The organism is Streptomyces sp. NPDC034099, from assembly GCF_055575415.1.
The window spans coordinates 76,199-90,206 of record NZ_JBVISR010000007.1 but is presented as its reverse complement, the minus strand read 5'-3'; the positions used below and the strand labels follow the sequence as shown (position 1 = coordinate 90,206).

General features: G+C 72.4%; 13 protein-coding genes. 6 read left to right on the top strand and 7 right to left on the bottom strand.

Going from position 1 to position 14,008, the window contains the following annotated elements; genetic code table 11:
• The first annotated feature begins 4 nt into the window (after positions 1–4).
• The 4 genes from pucL (at position 5) to ACZ56V_RS21080 (ending at position 5,506) form a co-directional block, all read left to right on the top strand.
• Positions 5–940 (top strand): factor-independent urate hydroxylase, encoded by a 936-nt coding sequence (gene pucL, locus ACZ56V_RS21095; RefSeq protein WP_356362357.1) that lies wholly within the window; start codon positions 5–7, stop codon positions 938–940.
• A gap of 64 nt (positions 941–1,004) precedes the next feature.
• Positions 1,005–2,417: a nucleobase:cation symporter-2 family protein gene (locus tag ACZ56V_RS21090; RefSeq protein WP_467381023.1), complete on the top strand. Its 1,413-nt coding sequence runs from the start codon at positions 1,005–1,007 to the stop codon at positions 2,415–2,417.
• A gap of 72 nt (positions 2,418–2,489) precedes the next feature.
• Positions 2,490–3,878 (top strand): 8-oxoguanine deaminase, encoded by a 1,389-nt coding sequence (locus tag ACZ56V_RS21085; RefSeq protein ID WP_467381025.1) that lies wholly within the window; start codon positions 2,490–2,492, stop codon positions 3,876–3,878.
• 239 nt (positions 3,879–4,117) lie between these two features.
• Complete coding sequence (locus tag ACZ56V_RS21080) at positions 4,118–5,506, top strand: nucleobase:cation symporter-2 family protein (protein WP_104634531.1); 1,389 nt, start codon at positions 4,118–4,120, stop codon at positions 5,504–5,506.
• Between the two features lie 558 nt (positions 5,507–6,064).
• On the opposite strand, the gene ACZ56V_RS21075 is transcribed toward ACZ56V_RS21080, so the two are convergent.
• Positions 6,065–7,534 (bottom strand): MFS transporter, encoded by a 1,470-nt coding sequence (locus tag ACZ56V_RS21075; protein ID WP_468944245.1) that lies wholly within the window; start codon positions 7,532–7,534, stop codon positions 6,065–6,067.
• Positions 7,535–7,633: 99 nt separating this feature from the next.
• Here ACZ56V_RS21075 and ACZ56V_RS21070 point away from each other — a divergent pair, with 99 nt between their 5' ends.
• Positions 7,634–8,035 (top strand): winged helix-turn-helix transcriptional regulator, encoded by a 402-nt coding sequence (locus ACZ56V_RS21070; protein ID WP_467381030.1) that lies wholly within the window; start codon positions 7,634–7,636, stop codon positions 8,033–8,035.
• Between the two features lie 34 nt (positions 8,036–8,069).
• On the opposite strand, the gene ACZ56V_RS21065 is transcribed toward ACZ56V_RS21070, so the two are convergent.
• From ACZ56V_RS21065 to ACZ56V_RS21050, 4 genes are read right to left on the bottom strand one after another with little or no spacing between them, the layout of a single operon-like run.
• Positions 8,070–8,492 (bottom strand): acyl-CoA thioesterase, encoded by a 423-nt coding sequence (locus tag ACZ56V_RS21065; RefSeq protein ID WP_356362365.1) that lies wholly within the window; start codon positions 8,490–8,492, stop codon positions 8,070–8,072.
• 52 nt (positions 8,493–8,544) lie between these two features.
• Positions 8,545–9,195 carry a hypothetical protein gene (locus ACZ56V_RS21060; protein WP_398916129.1) on the bottom strand — a complete coding sequence of 217 codons (651 nt, stop codon included), beginning with the start codon at positions 9,193–9,195 and terminating at the stop codon, positions 8,545–8,547.
• 57 nt (positions 9,196–9,252) lie between these two features.
• Positions 9,253–9,852 carry a histidine phosphatase family protein gene (locus ACZ56V_RS21055; protein WP_398916131.1) on the bottom strand — a complete coding sequence of 200 codons (600 nt, stop codon included), beginning with the start codon at positions 9,850–9,852 and terminating at the stop codon, positions 9,253–9,255.
• A gap of 28 nt (positions 9,853–9,880) precedes the next feature.
• Positions 9,881–11,089: a pyridoxal phosphate-dependent aminotransferase gene (locus ACZ56V_RS21050; protein ID WP_468944239.1), complete on the bottom strand. Its 1,209-nt coding sequence runs from the start codon at positions 11,087–11,089 to the stop codon at positions 9,881–9,883.
• Between the two features lie 87 nt (positions 11,090–11,176).
• Between ACZ56V_RS21050 and ACZ56V_RS21045 the strand changes: the two genes are divergently transcribed.
• Positions 11,177–11,836 (top strand): winged helix-turn-helix transcriptional regulator, encoded by a 660-nt coding sequence (locus ACZ56V_RS21045; protein WP_398916134.1) that lies wholly within the window; start codon positions 11,177–11,179, stop codon positions 11,834–11,836.
• Between the two features lie 42 nt (positions 11,837–11,878).
• Here ACZ56V_RS21045 and ACZ56V_RS21040 read toward each other — a convergent pair whose 3' ends face one another.
• Together ACZ56V_RS21040 and ACZ56V_RS21035 are read right to left on the bottom strand one after the other, a co-directional pair.
• A complete protein-coding gene (locus ACZ56V_RS21040) occupies positions 11,879–12,685 on the bottom strand; it encodes a hypothetical protein (RefSeq protein WP_468944235.1) in 807 nt (268 codons plus the stop codon).
• Complete coding sequence (locus tag ACZ56V_RS21035; RefSeq protein WP_356362375.1) at positions 12,685–13,956, bottom strand: vWA domain-containing protein; 1,272 nt, start codon at positions 13,954–13,956, stop codon at positions 12,685–12,687. The genes ACZ56V_RS21040 and ACZ56V_RS21035 overlap by 1 nt, the downstream gene beginning before the upstream one ends.
• Between the last annotated feature and the right edge of the window lie 52 nt (positions 13,957–14,008).

Here is a 14,008-nt window from a genome sequence, read left to right as displayed (position 1 = left end):
CACCATGACCCGTTTCGTCCTGGGACAGAACCAGTACGGCAAGGCAGAGAACCGCGTCGTCAAGATCACGCGTGACGGCGACACGCACCACATCAAGGACCTGAACGTCTCCGTCGCGCTGTCCGGCGACATGGAGGAGGTCCACCGCAGCGGTTCCAACGCCAACGTCCTGCCGACCGACACCACCAAGAACACGGTGTTCGCCTTCGCCAAGGAGCACGGCATCGAGAGCGCCGAGGACCTCGGCGTCAAGCTCGCCCGCCACTTCGTGGACAACAACGACCCGATCCACCGGGCCCGCATCCGCATCGAGGAGTACGGCTGGGAGCGGATCGAGACCTCGAAGGGCGGCGCCCGGTTCGTCGGCGCCGACGAGATCGCCCACTCCTTCGTCCGCACCGGCCAGGAGACCCGCGTCGCGCAGATCACCTACGACGGCCACGGCATCCAGGTGCTCTCCGGCTTCAAGGACCTCACCGTCCTGAACTCGACCAACTCCGAGTTCTTCGGCTTCCTCAAGGACAAGTACACGACCCTCCCGGAGGACCACGACCGCATCCTCGCCACCACCGTCTCCACCTGGTGGCGGCACAACTGGGACGGCATCGACTCGCACGCCCCCGACTGGGACCGCTCCTACGGCGGGGTGCGCAAGCACGCGCTCCAGGCGTTCGCCGAGACCTACTCGTACTCGCTCCAGCAGACCCTCTTCGAGATGGGTGTGCGGGTGCTCAACTCCCGCGACGAGGTCGACGAGATCCGCTTCTCGATGCCCAACAAGCACCACTTCCGCTCGGACCTGTCGCCCTTCGGGATCGACAACGAGGCCAAGGACGGCGCCGTGTACTACGCCGCCGACCGCCCCTACGGCCTGATCGAGGCCACCATCCTGCGCGACGGCGCCGAGCAACTCATCCCGGTCGACATGACCAACCTCTGACGCGGAAAGCGCGCCCCCGGCCGTCCATCCGGACCCGGGGGCGCGTCACACCGGAGGAAACACCATGGCACTGCCTGCGAAAGGGTCCGCCACCGGCCCTGGCACCACCCCGCCGGTGCACACCGAGGACGCCGTCACGTCCGTGCACCCGGTCGACGAGAAGCTCCACCCCTCGCGGCTCGTCCCCGCCGCGCTCCAGCACATCGCCGCCATGTACGCGGGCGTCGTCACTCCTCCGCTCATCATCGGCCAGGCCTGCGGACTCGACCTGGAGGGCCGCACCCGGCTGATCGCGGCCTCGCTGCTGATCGCGGGCGTCGCCACCCTGCTCCAGACCCTCGGCGTCAAGGGCTTCGTCGGCAACCGCCTGCCGTTCGTCAACGCCGCCTCCTCGGCCGGCATCGCGCCCATCCTCGCCATCGTCGAGACCAACGCGAAGGGCAGCCAACTCCCCGCCGTCTACGGCGCGGTGATGGTCGCCGGCGTCTTCTGCCTCGCCGTCGGCCCGTTCTTCGGCCGGCTCCTGCGCTTCTTCCCGCCGCTGGTCACGGGTGTCGTCATCACCCTCATCGGCGTCACGCTGATGCCGGTCCCGGTCGGCTGGGCCCAGGGCGGCGACAAGACAGCCGCCGACTTCGGCTCGATGCGCCACCTCGCGCTCGCCGCCTTCACCCTCGCCGTCATCCTCGTCATCCAGCGCTTCGGCCGGGGCTTCGTCAAGCAAGTGGCTCTGCTCTTCGGCCTGTTGATCGGCACCCTGGCCGCCGTCCCGTTCGGCATGGCCGACTTCGGCGCCCTGAAGTCCGCGCCGGTCGCCGCGCTGCCCACGCCCTTCGCCTTCGGCGCCCCCGACTTCCAGCCCGCGGCCATCCTGTCGCTGTGCATCGTCATGCTGGTCCTGATGACGGAGTCGTCCGCCGGCATGCTCGCCCTCGGCGAGATCTGCGACCGCCGCGCCGACGCCAAGGTCATCACCCGCGGCCTGCGCACCGACGGCCTCGCCACCCTGGTCGGCCCCGTCTTCGGCGGCTTCCCCACCTCCGCCTTCGCCCAGAACGTCGGCGTCGTCTCCCTCACCCGGGTACGCAGCCGCTACGTCGTCGCCGTCGCCGGCGCCACCCTGCTGGTCCTCGGCGCCTTCCCGGTCCTCGGCGCGGTCGTCTCCCTGGTCCCGATGCCGGTCCTCGGCGGCGCGGGCATCGTGCTGTTCGGCTCGATCGCCGTCAGCGGCATCCGTACGCTCTCCGAGGCCGGGCTGGACGACAGCTCCAACATCATCCTGGTCGCCGTGGCGCTCGGAGCGGGCATCATCCCGCTCGCGGCGCCGACCTTCTACGCCGAGTTCCCCGCCTGGGCCCAGACCGTGCTGGGCTCCGGCATCAGCGCCGGAGCGATCGTCGCGGTCGCCCTCAACCTCTTCTTCCACCATCTCGGCACCCGGAGCCGCCAACCGGTTCCGGCACTCAAATCCTCCTAGGGTCCTGCCGTGCCCTCCCCGTGGGTACTCGACTCCCCGCCCACGGGCCCCACCGAAAGGCAAGGAAGCAGCATGGCAGCATCATCGGCAACCGGACGCACCGTCATCGAGCACGGTGCGATCGCCACCGTGGACGCGGGCGACACCGAGTACGCCTCCGGCCACGTCGTGCTCGCCGGCAACCGGATCGAGTCCGTCGGCGCGGGCGGGGCACCCCAGGACCTGGAGAACGTCGTACGCCGGATCGACGCCACCGGACACCTGGTCACCCCCGGACTGATCAACACCCACCACCACTTCTACCAGTGGCTCACCCGGGGCCTGGCCACCGACCACAACCTGTTCGACTGGCTGGTCGCCCTGTACCCGACCTGGGCGCGCCTCGACGAGCCGATGGCGTACGCGGCGGCCCAGGGCTCCCTCGCCATGATGGCCCGCGGCGGCGTCACCACCGCAGCGGACCACCACTACATTCACCCGCGGGGCGCCGGTGACCTGTCCGGCGCGATCATCCGCGCCGCCCGCGAGATCGGCGTCCGCTTCACCCTCGCCCGCGGCTCCATGGACCGCGGCGAGTCCGACGGCGGGCTGCCCCCGGACTTTGCGGTGGAGAGCCTGGACGACGCGCTCGCCGCCACCGAGGCGACCGTCAGGGAACACCACGACTCCTCCTTCGACGCGATGACCCAGGTCGCCGTCGCCCCCTGCTCGCCCTTCTCCGTCTCCACCGAACTCATGCGCCAGGGCGCCGAACTGGGCCGCCGGCTCGGCGTACGGCTGCACACCCACGGCTCGGAGACCGTGGAGGAGGAGAAGTTCTGCCACGAGCTGTTCGGCATGGGCCCCACCGACTACTTCGAGTCCACCGGCTGGCTCGGCGAGGACGTGTGGATGGCGCACTGCGTCCACATGAACGACTCCGACATCGCCGCCTTCGCCCGCACCGGCACCGGCGTCGCCCACTGCCCCTCCTCCAACGCCCGCCTGGCCGCGGGCATCGCCCGGGTCCCCGACCTGCTCGCCGCCGGCGTCCCGGTCGGCCTCGGCGTCGACGGCACCGCCTCCAACGAGTCCGGCGAACTCCACACCGAACTCCGCAACGCCCTGCTGATCAATCGCCTCGGCGTCCACCGCGAGGCCGCGCTGGACGCCCGCAAGGCGCTGCGCCTGGGCACCCACGGCGGCGCCCGGGTCCTCGGCCGGTCCGCCGAGACCGGCTCCCTGGAGGCGGGCAAGCTCGCCGACCTGGTGCTGTGGCGGATGGACACCCTCGCCCACTCCTCGATCGCCGACCCGGTGACCGCCCTGGTCTTCGGCGCCCCCGCCCCGGTCACGGCGTCGTTCGTGAACGGACGGCAGATCGTCGAGGACGGCAGGCTGCTCACGGCCGACGAGGACGCCCTCGCCCGCTCCACCCGCGACGAGGCACGACGCCTGGCGCGGATCGCCGCGCAGGGCTGAACCCCGTACAACAGAACACCACTTGATCTCCGGCCGGGAGGGACGGCTCCCGGCCGGTAACCGTGGACCCGAGCGGGGTCCACGGTGACCTGCTCCGGGGCGTGCGCCCCTGCGCGCACGCCCCGGAGCGGTCTCCCGTTTCCCCGAACGGTCCGTCCGGGTCCCGCACGACCACCAGTTCCACCTCCCTGACACCCACACGTCAGAGCCGACGTGTAACCGACCGGAGGAACGCCGCCGTGGCCGACCACCCTGTTGACGAGAAACTCCCGCCACTCAAGATGGCGACGACCGGCCTGCAACACGTGGCCGCCATGTACGCCGGGGTCGTCGCCCCACCCCTGATCGTCGGCGCGGCCATCGGCCTGAGCGCCACCGAGCTGACCTTCCTCACCGGCGCCTGCCTGTTCACCGCGGGCCTCGCCACCTTCCTGCAGACCCTCGGCATCTGGAAGATCGGCGCCCGGCTGCCCTTCGTCAACGGCGTCACCTTCGCCGGTGTCGCCCCGATGACCGCCGTGGTCGCCTCCACCGACGACAAGTCCGACGCCCTGCCGATCATCTTCGGCGCCGTCATCGTCGCCGGACTCCTCGGGTTCATCGCCGCGCCCTTCTTCAGCAAGGCGATCCGCTTCTTCCCGCCGGTCGTCACCGGCACCGTCATCACCCTCATCGGCATATCCCTGCTGCCGGTCGCCTTCGGCTGGGCGCAGGGCCCCGCCCCCGCGGCCGACGACTACGGCTCGTCGACCAACCTGGGCCTGGCCGCGATCACGCTCGTCATCGTCCTGCTCCTGCGCCGCTTCACCCGCGGCTTCGTCAAGCAGATCGCCGTGCTGCTCGGCCTGGTCGCGGGCACGCTCGTCGCCATCCCGTTCGGTGCCACGGACTTCGGTCCGGTCGCGGACGCGGCCGTCGTCGGCTTCCCGACGCCGTTCCACTTCGGCGCACCGCAGTTCCAGATCGCCGCGATCATCTCCATGTGCGTGGTGATGGTGGTCTCGATGACCGAGTCCACGGCCGACATGCTCGCCCTCGGCGAGATCGTGGACCGCCCGGCCGACGAGAAGACCATCGCGGCCGGCCTGCGCGCCGACACCCTGGGCTCGGCCCTCAGCCCGGTCTTCAACGGCTTCATGTGCAGCGCCTTCGCCCAGAACATCGGCCTGGTCGCGATGACGAAGATCCGCAGCCGCTACGTCGTCGCGGTCGGCGGCGGCTTCCTGGTCCTCATGGGCCTGTGCCCGATGGCGGCCTCGCTCATCGCCGTCGTCCCGCGCCCGGTGCTGGGCGGCGCCGGTGTGGTCCTCTTCGGCTCGGTCGCGGCCAGCGGAATCCAGACCCTGGTCCGGGCCAGCCTGGACAAGGACAACAACGTCCTGATCGTGGCGGTCTCGCTGGCCGTCGGCATCATCCCGATCGCGGCGCCGGAGTTCTACCACGCGTTCCCGGAGAACGCGAGGATCATCCTGGACTCGGGCATCTCCACCGGCTGCGTGGCCGCGGTCCTGCTCAACCTGGTCTTCAACCACATCGGCGGCCGGGAACGCGACGCGGAGGACGTCACCCACCCGATGGAGGCGGGCGACGAGATCACCGAGTCGTCCCGGGCCGCGGCGATGCCGTGACCCGAGCGTCCGACGCACGGCCGCGGGCGGGGGGCCGGTACCTCTGAACAGGGGCACCGGCCCCCCGCCCCCGTCCCCAGACCTCCAGCCTTGCCGGGGCCGCCCCCTCGTCTCCGGTTCTGTCGGGGCTGTCCCGCCGGTCGCCGGTCCTGCCGCTGACCGGCCCGCGGGCTTCCGATTCCGCCGAGGGCCGTCCCGCCGGTCCTCGCCCCGCCCGGTCGTGGCTTCCGCCGGTCCGGTCCCGCCCGGTCGTGGCTTCCGCCGGTCCGGTCCCGCCCGGTCGTGGCTTCCGCCGGTCCGGTCCCGCCGGTCGTGGCTTCCGCCGGTCCGGTCCCGCCGGTCGTGGCTTCCGCCGGTCCGGTCCCGCCGGTCGTGGCTCCTGCCGGTCCGGTCCCGCCGGTCGTGGCTCCTGCCGGTCCGGTCCCGCCGGGCGTGGCTCCCGCCGGTCGCCGTCCCCGGTCGGGAGCCTTTCGGCCGGTCGTGGGTCCGGGCGGGCGCCGGACGGTCACACCGGGCCGGTCCCACCGCGTCCCGCGCCGCCGCCCCCGCCCCGTCCGATCACCGGCCGCCCGTCCCACCGGGGTCGGCCGGTCGGCGCTGACGTCCCGCACCGTCCCGCAGTACCACCGCCGCCAGGACCAGAGCGGCCGTCGCGACCGTCGCCGCCACTCGGAAGGCGAGCTGATATCCCTCGGCCGTGGCCGGCACCGCCGCCGCACCCTGGCCCAGCAACCCCTCCGTCCGGGCCGCCGCCAGTGCCGACAACGCCGCCAGCCCCAGCGAACCACCCACCACCTGCGTGGTGTTGAACAACCCGGACGCCAGCCCCGCGTCCTCCTCGCGCGCCCCCGACATCGCCAGCCCCGTCAGCGCCGGCATCGCGGCGGCGAAGCCCGCGGCGAGGAGCAGCATCGGCGGCAGTACGTCCGCGAGATAGGCGCCGTCCACCGGTGCGCGGCTCAGCAGCGCCATCCCCGCGACGATCAGCACCAGCCCGGCCAGCAGCACCCGGTACGCCCCGAACCGGCCGATCGTGCGGGCCGAGAGCCCCAGCATCAGCACACCGATCAGGACCGGCGCCGGCAGGAACGCCGTCCCCGTCGCCAACTCCCCGTAGCCCAGCACCCGCTGGAGATACAGCGCGCCGATGAACTGGAAGCCGTACATCGTCGCCACCATCAGCACCTGCACGGCGTTCGCCCCCGTCAGCAGCCGCGAGCGGAACAGCCGCAACCGCAGCAGCGGGCGGGCGGCACGCGCCTGCCGCACGGCGAACGCGACGAACAGGGCGAGCGCGGCCAGGGAGAGGAGCACGGTGGTGACGGCGCCCAGCCGGCCGGCACCGGTGATCGCGTACACCGTCAGCATCAGCGCGCCCGTGACCAGGGCCGCCCCGGAGTAGTCCACCCCGCGGCCGGGGTCCGCGCCCTCGTCGGGGGCGAGGACCCGGACCGCCGCCGCCCACGCGGCCGCCCCGATCGGCAGGTTGATCAGGAAGATCCAGTGCCAGCTCAGTGCCTCGGTCAGCGCCCCGCCGAGGAAGGTGCCGAGCGCCCCGCCCGCCGCGCCGACCGCGCTGAACACCGCGATGGCGCGGGCCCGCTCGCGCGGCTCGGGGAAGAGCGCGACCACCATCCCGAGCACCACGGCCATCGTCATCGCGCCGCCGACCCCCTGGACGGCGCGGGCCGCGACCAGCACCTCCCGCCCGGTGGCCACCCCGCACAGCACGGAGGCCGCCGTGAACAGCGCGAGACCGGCGGTGAACATCCGCTTGCGGCCCACCAGGTCGCCGAGCCGGCCCGCCAGCAACAGCAGCCCGCCGAACGGGATCAGATACGCGTTCACGACCCACGCGAGACCCGGCCCCGTGAAGCCGAGATCGCGCTGGACGGCGGGCATGGCGACCGTGACGATGTTGCCGTCCAGGATCGTCATCAGCGCCCCCGTGCACAGGACGACGAGCGACGTCCAGCGGGAGTACGTTCTCCCGCGCGCCGCCGCCGGGGACTCGATCGTGATCGTCATGGTGACGAGGCCTCCGTTCTCCGCGCACCCCTTTGGTGCACGACTTGTAACGGGGGTCATCGTGAGTAACCATGGCGCCCGGCGTAAGGAGGCAGTTCGATGTCCCAGAGGAACACCGGTGTTACCTCCCAGGTGGTGAACGCGCACGCGTGCCCGGTCCGGGAAGTTCTTGACAGGGTCGCGGGGAAATGGAGCGTCCAGATCCTGGTCGCCGCGGCGCACGGCCCGATCCGGTTCACCGAACTGGAGCGCGGCATCGAGGGCATCAGCCGCCGCATGCTGACCCTGACGCTGCGCAACCTGGAGCGCGACGGCCTGGTGACCCGCACCGTCCACCCGACGGTGCCGCCGAAGGTGGAGTACGCCCTGACGCCCGTGGCCCGGGAACTGCATGAGTCGCTGCAACAGCTGACGGACTGGGCCGAGCGCAACCGGCACTACATCGCCGACGCCCGCGCGTCCTACGACATCGAGCACGACCCGGAGTTGACGGACGCCTGACCCGGCCGTACCGGTCGGCACGGACGCACCGGGGCTACAGGCCGAACAGCTCCGGCCGCGCCGCCAGTTCCTTGAAACGCTGCCGCGGGTCCGGCACCAGCCTGCGCTCGCTCAGGTCCATCAGCCCGCCGACGGCCTCGATCTCGGCGGCGACCGTGCCGTCCGCCTTGACGACGAGCTGCCGGATCCGGAAGGTCTTGCCCTCACCCCACTCGAAGGCACAGGTCACCGTGACCTCGTCACCGGCGAGCAGCTCCCGCCGGAACCGGATGGTCGTCTCCAGGGCCACCGGACCGACCTGGCGGGCGACCAGGTCGGCCTGCCGGATTCCGGCCGCCTGGAGCATCGACCAGCGGGCGTGCTCGGCGTAGTTCAGGTACACCGACTGGTTCAGGTGGCCCTGGGTGTCGGTCTCGTACCCGCGGACGGTCACCGGTACGGAAAACGGCTCGCTCACCGCTGCTGCCTCTCGTCGCACGTACTGACGGACCGATCCTGACATGCGGGCGTCACACCTTCCGCGGGGAGGCCAGCAGATAGCGGGCCCGGGTGCGCGGTTCGGTGTGCTCCCCGACCTGCCAGCCGGCCCGCTCCAAGGTCGCCGCACAGGCCCGCAGCGCGCCGCCGTCCGGCTCGTACACGGCGACGGCCTCCGGCTGCGGTGTCGCCCGCACCCGGTACCCGTCCTCTCCGTCCGGCCCGGCCGGCCGGTGCCCCGCCGCCTCCAGGGCCAGCGCGGCGGCCCGCACGAGATGCGACCGCTCCCACGCGCACGGCCGGTCCGTGCTCCCGTCGGGATGCGTCATCCGGCGCAGCTCCAGCAGCCCCTGCCAGGCGCCGCGCACCTCCCGCAGCCGCGCGGGCCCCGTGCTGCCCGGGGCGGCCTCCTCCCCGCCGACCCGCGCGGCGAACACGCCCCCGGTGTCCGGTGCGGCGGGTGCCTCGGGCGGCACCGCGACCGCGTCCGGGCCGGCTGCCGCCTCCCGTATCCGGTGCCCGGCCGGGGTCAGGAAGTGGTCGTGCGGCGGACGCGGATGCCGGAAGGCGAGCCCCCGCTTCACCAGCGCCGCGAGCTGGGCGGGCGTACCCCTCAGCCGTCCGGTGGCGGGATCGGCGGCGTCGATGACACGCCGCTGCGCGGCGGTGGGCGACAGTGCCACGGCGTGCCCCCCTTCTCTCGTCCTCTCTCGCCGGCTCACCGGTGACGTCTTCGAAGACTACGACGGGGGTCTGACATTCCAGGCGGCGATCACCGGCCGCCCGTGCTCCGTGCCCAGCCGGCACAGCGTGCCCGTGCCCAGCTGGAACAGTGCCCCGTGGGACGCCGGGAGGCCCAGGTGCCGGGCGGTGAGCACCCGCAGGAAGTGCCCGTGCGCCACCAGCACCACGCACCCCTCGGTGTCGGCGAACGCCGCCTCCACCGTGGCCAGCACCCGGTCGGCCCGCTCGCCCACCTGCTCGGGCGTCTCCCCGGGGTGGTCCGGCGGTCCGGGAGCCACCCCGTCCGTGAACAGGAACCAGTCAGGACGGCTCCGGTGGATCTCGAGGGTCGTGATCCCCTCGTAGCCGCCGTAGTCCCACTCGTGCAGGTCCGGCTCGATGCGCACGTCGTGCAGCCCGATCAGCTCGGCCGTCTCCCGGGCCCGCTGGAAGGGGCTGACGAAGGCCGCCCCGATCCGGTGAGACCGGATCAACGGCACCAGGCTCCGCGCCTGCTCCCGCCCCTTCTCGGTCAGCGGGACGTCCGTCAGCCCGGTGTGCCGTCCGGAGCGCGACCACTCGGTCTCACCGTGCCGGACCAGAAAAAGATCACCCATGCCCCCCAGGCTACGGCCGGGGGCGTCGCTACTGCCGGTAGCCGCTCAGGAAGCGTCCGATCCGTCCGATCGCCGCCTCCAGGTCCTCCGCGTGGGGCAGCGTCAGGATGCGGAAGTGGTCCGGGCTCGGCCAGTTGAAGCCGGTGCCCTGGACGACCTGGATCTTCTCCCTCAGCAGCAGGTCCAGGACGAACCGCTCGTCGTCGTGGATCTTGTGCACGGCCGGGTCGATGCGCGGGAAGGCGTACAGCGCGCCCTTGGGCTTGACGCAGGAGACACCGGGGATCTCGTTGAGCTTCTCCCAGGCCACGTCCCGCTGTTCGTGCAGCCGTCCGCCGGGGGCGGTCAGTTCGCGGATGGACTGGCGGCCGCCGAGCGCGGCCTGGATGGCGTACTGGGCGGGGGCGTTGGCGCACAGGCGCATGGAGGCCAGCATGGTCAGGCCCTCCAGGTAGTCCTTCGCGTGCTGCTTCGGCCCCGTCACCACCAGCCAGCCGGAGCGGAAGCCCGCCACCCGGTACGTCTTGGACAGGCCGCAGAAGGTCAGCACCACCAGGTCGGGGGCGAGGGACGCGGCCGAGTGGTGCACGGCGTCGTCGTACAGGATCTGGTCGTAGATCTCGTCGGCGAAGACCATCAGGCCGTGCCGGCGGGCGAGGTCGAGGATGCCCTCGACGATCTCCTTGGGGTAGACGGCGCCGGTGGGGTTGTTGGGGTTGATGATGACCACCGCCTTGGTGCGGGCGGTGATCTTCGCCTCCATGTCGGCCAGGTCCGGGTACCACTCCGCCTGCTCGTCGCAGAGGTAGTGCACCGCCCTGCCGCCCGCGAGGGTGGTCACCGCCGTCCAGAGGGGGAAGTCGGGGGCGGGGATCAGCACCTCGTCGCCGTCCTCGAGCAGGGCCTGTACGGCCATGGAGATCAGCTCCGAGACGCCGTTGCCGAGGAAGACGTCGTCCACGTCCACCTCCAGGCCGAGCGCCTGGTAGCGCTGGGCGACGGCCCGGCGGGCGGAGAGGATGCCGCGCGAGTCCGTGTAGCCGTGCGCCCGCGGCAGCATGCGGATCATGTCCTGGACGATCTCCTCCGGCGCCTCGAAGCCGAAGAGGGCGGGGTTGCCGGTGTTCAGGCGCAGGACGCTGTGTCCCGCCTCCTCCAGCGCGTTGGCGTGCTCGATGACCGGGCCGCGGATCTCGTAACAGACCTCGCTGAGCTTGTTCGACTGCCGGAACTCCATGCGCGGCTTCCCCTCCGGAATCTGGTGTTGCTTGGTTTTACCAAGTAGCAGCTTGGAAAGTCCAACAACTTGTCTACACTGCGTCGCATGTCACCTCGTCCTCGCCGTAGCTACGACCAGTACTGTTCCGCCGCCCGCGCGCTCGACGCCGTCGGCGACCGCTGGACCCTGCTGATCGTCCGGGAGCTGCTCGCCGGTCCGCGGCGCTACACCGACCTGCACGCCGACCTGCCCGGCGTCAGCACGGACGTACTCGCCTCGCGGCTCAAGGACATGGAGCGCGAAGGACTGACGACCAGGCGCCGGCTGCCCCCGCCCGGCGCGGCGTACGTCTACGAACTCACCGCGCGGGGACGCGGCCTGCTGCCCGTCCTGGAGGCGCTCGGCGCGTGGGGCGCCGGCGAGCTGGGGGAGCGGCGGCCCACGGACGCCGTACGCGCGCACTGGTTCGCGCTGCCCCTGCTGCGCGCGCTGCGGGAGGCCGGGGCGGGCGAGGGGCTGGTCGAAGTCCGGCTGGAGGAGGGGGAGTTCCATCTGTACGCCGACGCGGCGGCGCAGGGCTCGGCGGAGGGGCCCGTGTACGGCGAGGGGTCCGCGCCCGGGGAGCCCGACGCCCGGCTCGTGCTGGACGCCGTGACGTGCGTGGCCCTCGGGCGGGGCGAGGTCGGCCTGCGGGAGGCGGTGCGCGACGGCCGCGTCGAGGTGACCGGCGACGGCCCGGCGGCCAAGGCGCTGCGGGACGGGTGAAAACGGCAGGAGGCCCGCCGGAGCGGGCACCCTGATGGTGTGTCAGGCGCCCGGCGGCACCCGGGACGGCCGTCCCGAACCCCGGGTCAGCGCATAGCCGCCGATGCCCGCGAGGGCGGCCAGTACGGCCCCGATCCCGCTCCACACCCAGCGGTCCGACCACCAGCCCGACGACCAGCCGTCCTCCGGCTCGATCGCGGACAGCACGGCGCCCCGGTCCTCCTCGTCGCCCTCGTCGGCGCCGGAGGTCACCGCGATGCCCGGCACCAGCGGCTCGGCCAGCGAACCGTCCACCGCGGCGGCCCCGCCGATGTCCTTGGAGTCCACCCGGACCTCGGCGGAGACCGGCACACCGAGGTCCGAGGCCGGCACGTTCACCGCCGTCAGCCGGACGTAGTAGGTGCCCGGCAGCGGGTCGTTGGCCCACGGCTCGGTCCAGGCGCGCACGGTGCGCAGGACGCAGGCCAGCTCGACCGCGGAGGTGCCCGCGTCCGCGGTGCGGGCCTGGGCGCCCCACTGGCAGGCCTGGCGGCGGCGCAGACCGTCGTACACGTCGACCCGCCAGGTCTGGGCGGCGTGTGTCTCGGGCAGCTTCACCGTGGCCTTCACCGTGGGCCGCTGCCCGGCGTCGGCCGGGAACGACCAGTACAGGTAGTCGCCCGCGGCACCGTTCGCCGTGGCGACCTGCCCCTGCTCGAACTCGGCCGCCGTACGGAAGGACGTGCCCGCCGCGGTCGGCGCGTCGCCGTCATGCGCAGGGCTCGCGGAGGGCGAGGAGTCGGCCGCCGCGGGAGCCGCGGCGAGACCGAGCAGCACCACGGCCGCCGTCAACGCTCGGGTGAATCGCATCAGTTGGTCCTCCAGATCGCGAACCGCCAGCGCGAGAGCCAGCCCCACAGCAGACCGGCGACGAAGCCGACCAGCACCAGCAGGCCGAGCAGCCACCAGCCGCGCCCGAGGCCGAAGGCGGCCACGTCGTCGGAGTCGCCCGGACCGTCCACGACGTCGACGGTCAGCTCCAGCGGCAGCCCCGGCGTGGTCTTCACGCCGGAGGCGACGGAGAAGGAGTTGGTCACCTGCAGACACACGGCCTCGGCCGCGGCGTCCGCATCGTCGTCGTCGCTCTCCGCCTTCGGGTACCGCAGTCCCGTCGAGAGCACGTCGGTGCGGCCGTTGCCCGCCGCCTCACCGCGCACGATCTCCCGGCCGTGCACGGTCACCGCCCGCAGCAGCACCCCGTAGGACGGGTTCACGGCCCGGTCGGCGCCCACGCTCACCGAGGCGCGCAGCTCCTGACCCGGCTCCACGTCCACCCGGTACCAGCGCTGCTGCCCGAACTCCTCGCGGTCGGTGTACAGCCCCGACTTGAGTGTCGGCGCCTTCGCGCACGCGTCCGCGCCCTCGGTGGCGACCGGCGTCACCACCGGGTCGGCCGCGCGGTCCACCAACTGGTTGACCTTGTCGGTCAGTTCCTCGGTGTGCTCGACCGAGGTGTACGTGCCGCCGGTCGCCTCGGCGATACAGCTGAGCTGCTGCCGCATCTTGGTGTTGGGGACCAGACCCAGCGTGTCGATGGTGAGCCCGATGCCCTTGGCCGCGATCTCGCGGGCCACCTCGCACGGGTCCAGCGGGGCGCAGGTGTCCTCGCCGTCGCTGATCAGCACGATCCGCTTGGAACCGTCGCCGCCGTCGAGGTCGTCGGCCGCCTTGAGCAGCGCGGGCCCGATCGGCGTCCAGCCCGTCGGAGACAGGGTCGCCACCGCCGTCTTCGCCTCGGTGCGGTCCAGCGGGCCCACCGGGTAGAGCTGCGCGGTGTCCTTGCAGCCGGTCTTGCGGTCGTCGCCCGGGTAGTCCGCGCCGAGCGTCCGGATGCCCAGCCGCACCTCTTCCGGCGTCGCGTCGAGCACCTCGTTGAAGGCCTGCTTCGCCGCCGCCATGCGCGTGCCGCCGTCGATGTCCCGCGTCCGCATCGAACCGCTGACGTCGAGCACGAGGTCGACCTTCGGCGCGTCCTCACCCGTGGGTTCACCGGCGCTCGCCCCGGCCGGGAACGCCATCCCGGCCGCCAGCGCGGCGAGCAGGGCACAGGCGCCCGCCGCCAGCCGTGTTCTTGTGATCATCGGCGGATCTTATTGATCAGTGGTGTCGCGCTCCAAAACGAGACCGCGCCGA

What these genes read in the sequence shown, in the direction of transcription:
- pucL (WP_356362357.1), top strand. Translation starts at nt 5, where the DNA reads ATGACCCGTTTCGTCCTGGGACAGAACCAGTACGGCAAGGCAGAGAAC.
- ACZ56V_RS21090 (WP_467381023.1), top strand. Translation starts at nt 1,005, where the DNA reads ATGGCACTGCCTGCGAAAGGGTCCGCCACCGGCCCTGGCACCACCCCG.
- ACZ56V_RS21085 (WP_467381025.1), top strand. Translation starts at nt 2,490, where the DNA reads ATGGCAGCATCATCGGCAACCGGACGCACCGTCATCGAGCACGGTGCG.
- ACZ56V_RS21075 (WP_468944245.1), bottom strand. Translation starts at nt 7,534, where the DNA reads ATGACGATCACGATCGAGTCCCCGGCGGCGGCGCGCGGGAGAACGTAC.
- ACZ56V_RS21070 (WP_467381030.1), top strand. Translation starts at nt 7,634, where the DNA reads ATGTCCCAGAGGAACACCGGTGTTACCTCCCAGGTGGTGAACGCGCAC.
- ACZ56V_RS21055 (WP_398916131.1), bottom strand. Translation starts at nt 9,852, where the DNA reads ATGGGTGATCTTTTTCTGGTCCGGCACGGTGAGACCGAGTGGTCGCGC.
- ACZ56V_RS21050 (WP_468944239.1), bottom strand. Translation starts at nt 11,089, where the DNA reads ATGGAGTTCCGGCAGTCGAACAAGCTCAGCGAGGTCTGTTACGAGATC.
- ACZ56V_RS21045 (WP_398916134.1), top strand. Translation starts at nt 11,177, where the DNA reads ATGTCACCTCGTCCTCGCCGTAGCTACGACCAGTACTGTTCCGCCGCC.
- ACZ56V_RS21040 (WP_468944235.1), bottom strand. Translation starts at nt 12,685, where the DNA reads ATGCGATTCACCCGAGCGTTGACGGCGGCCGTGGTGCTGCTCGGTCTC.
- ACZ56V_RS21035 (WP_356362375.1), bottom strand. Translation starts at nt 13,956, where the DNA reads ATGATCACAAGAACACGGCTGGCGGCGGGCGCCTGTGCCCTGCTCGCC.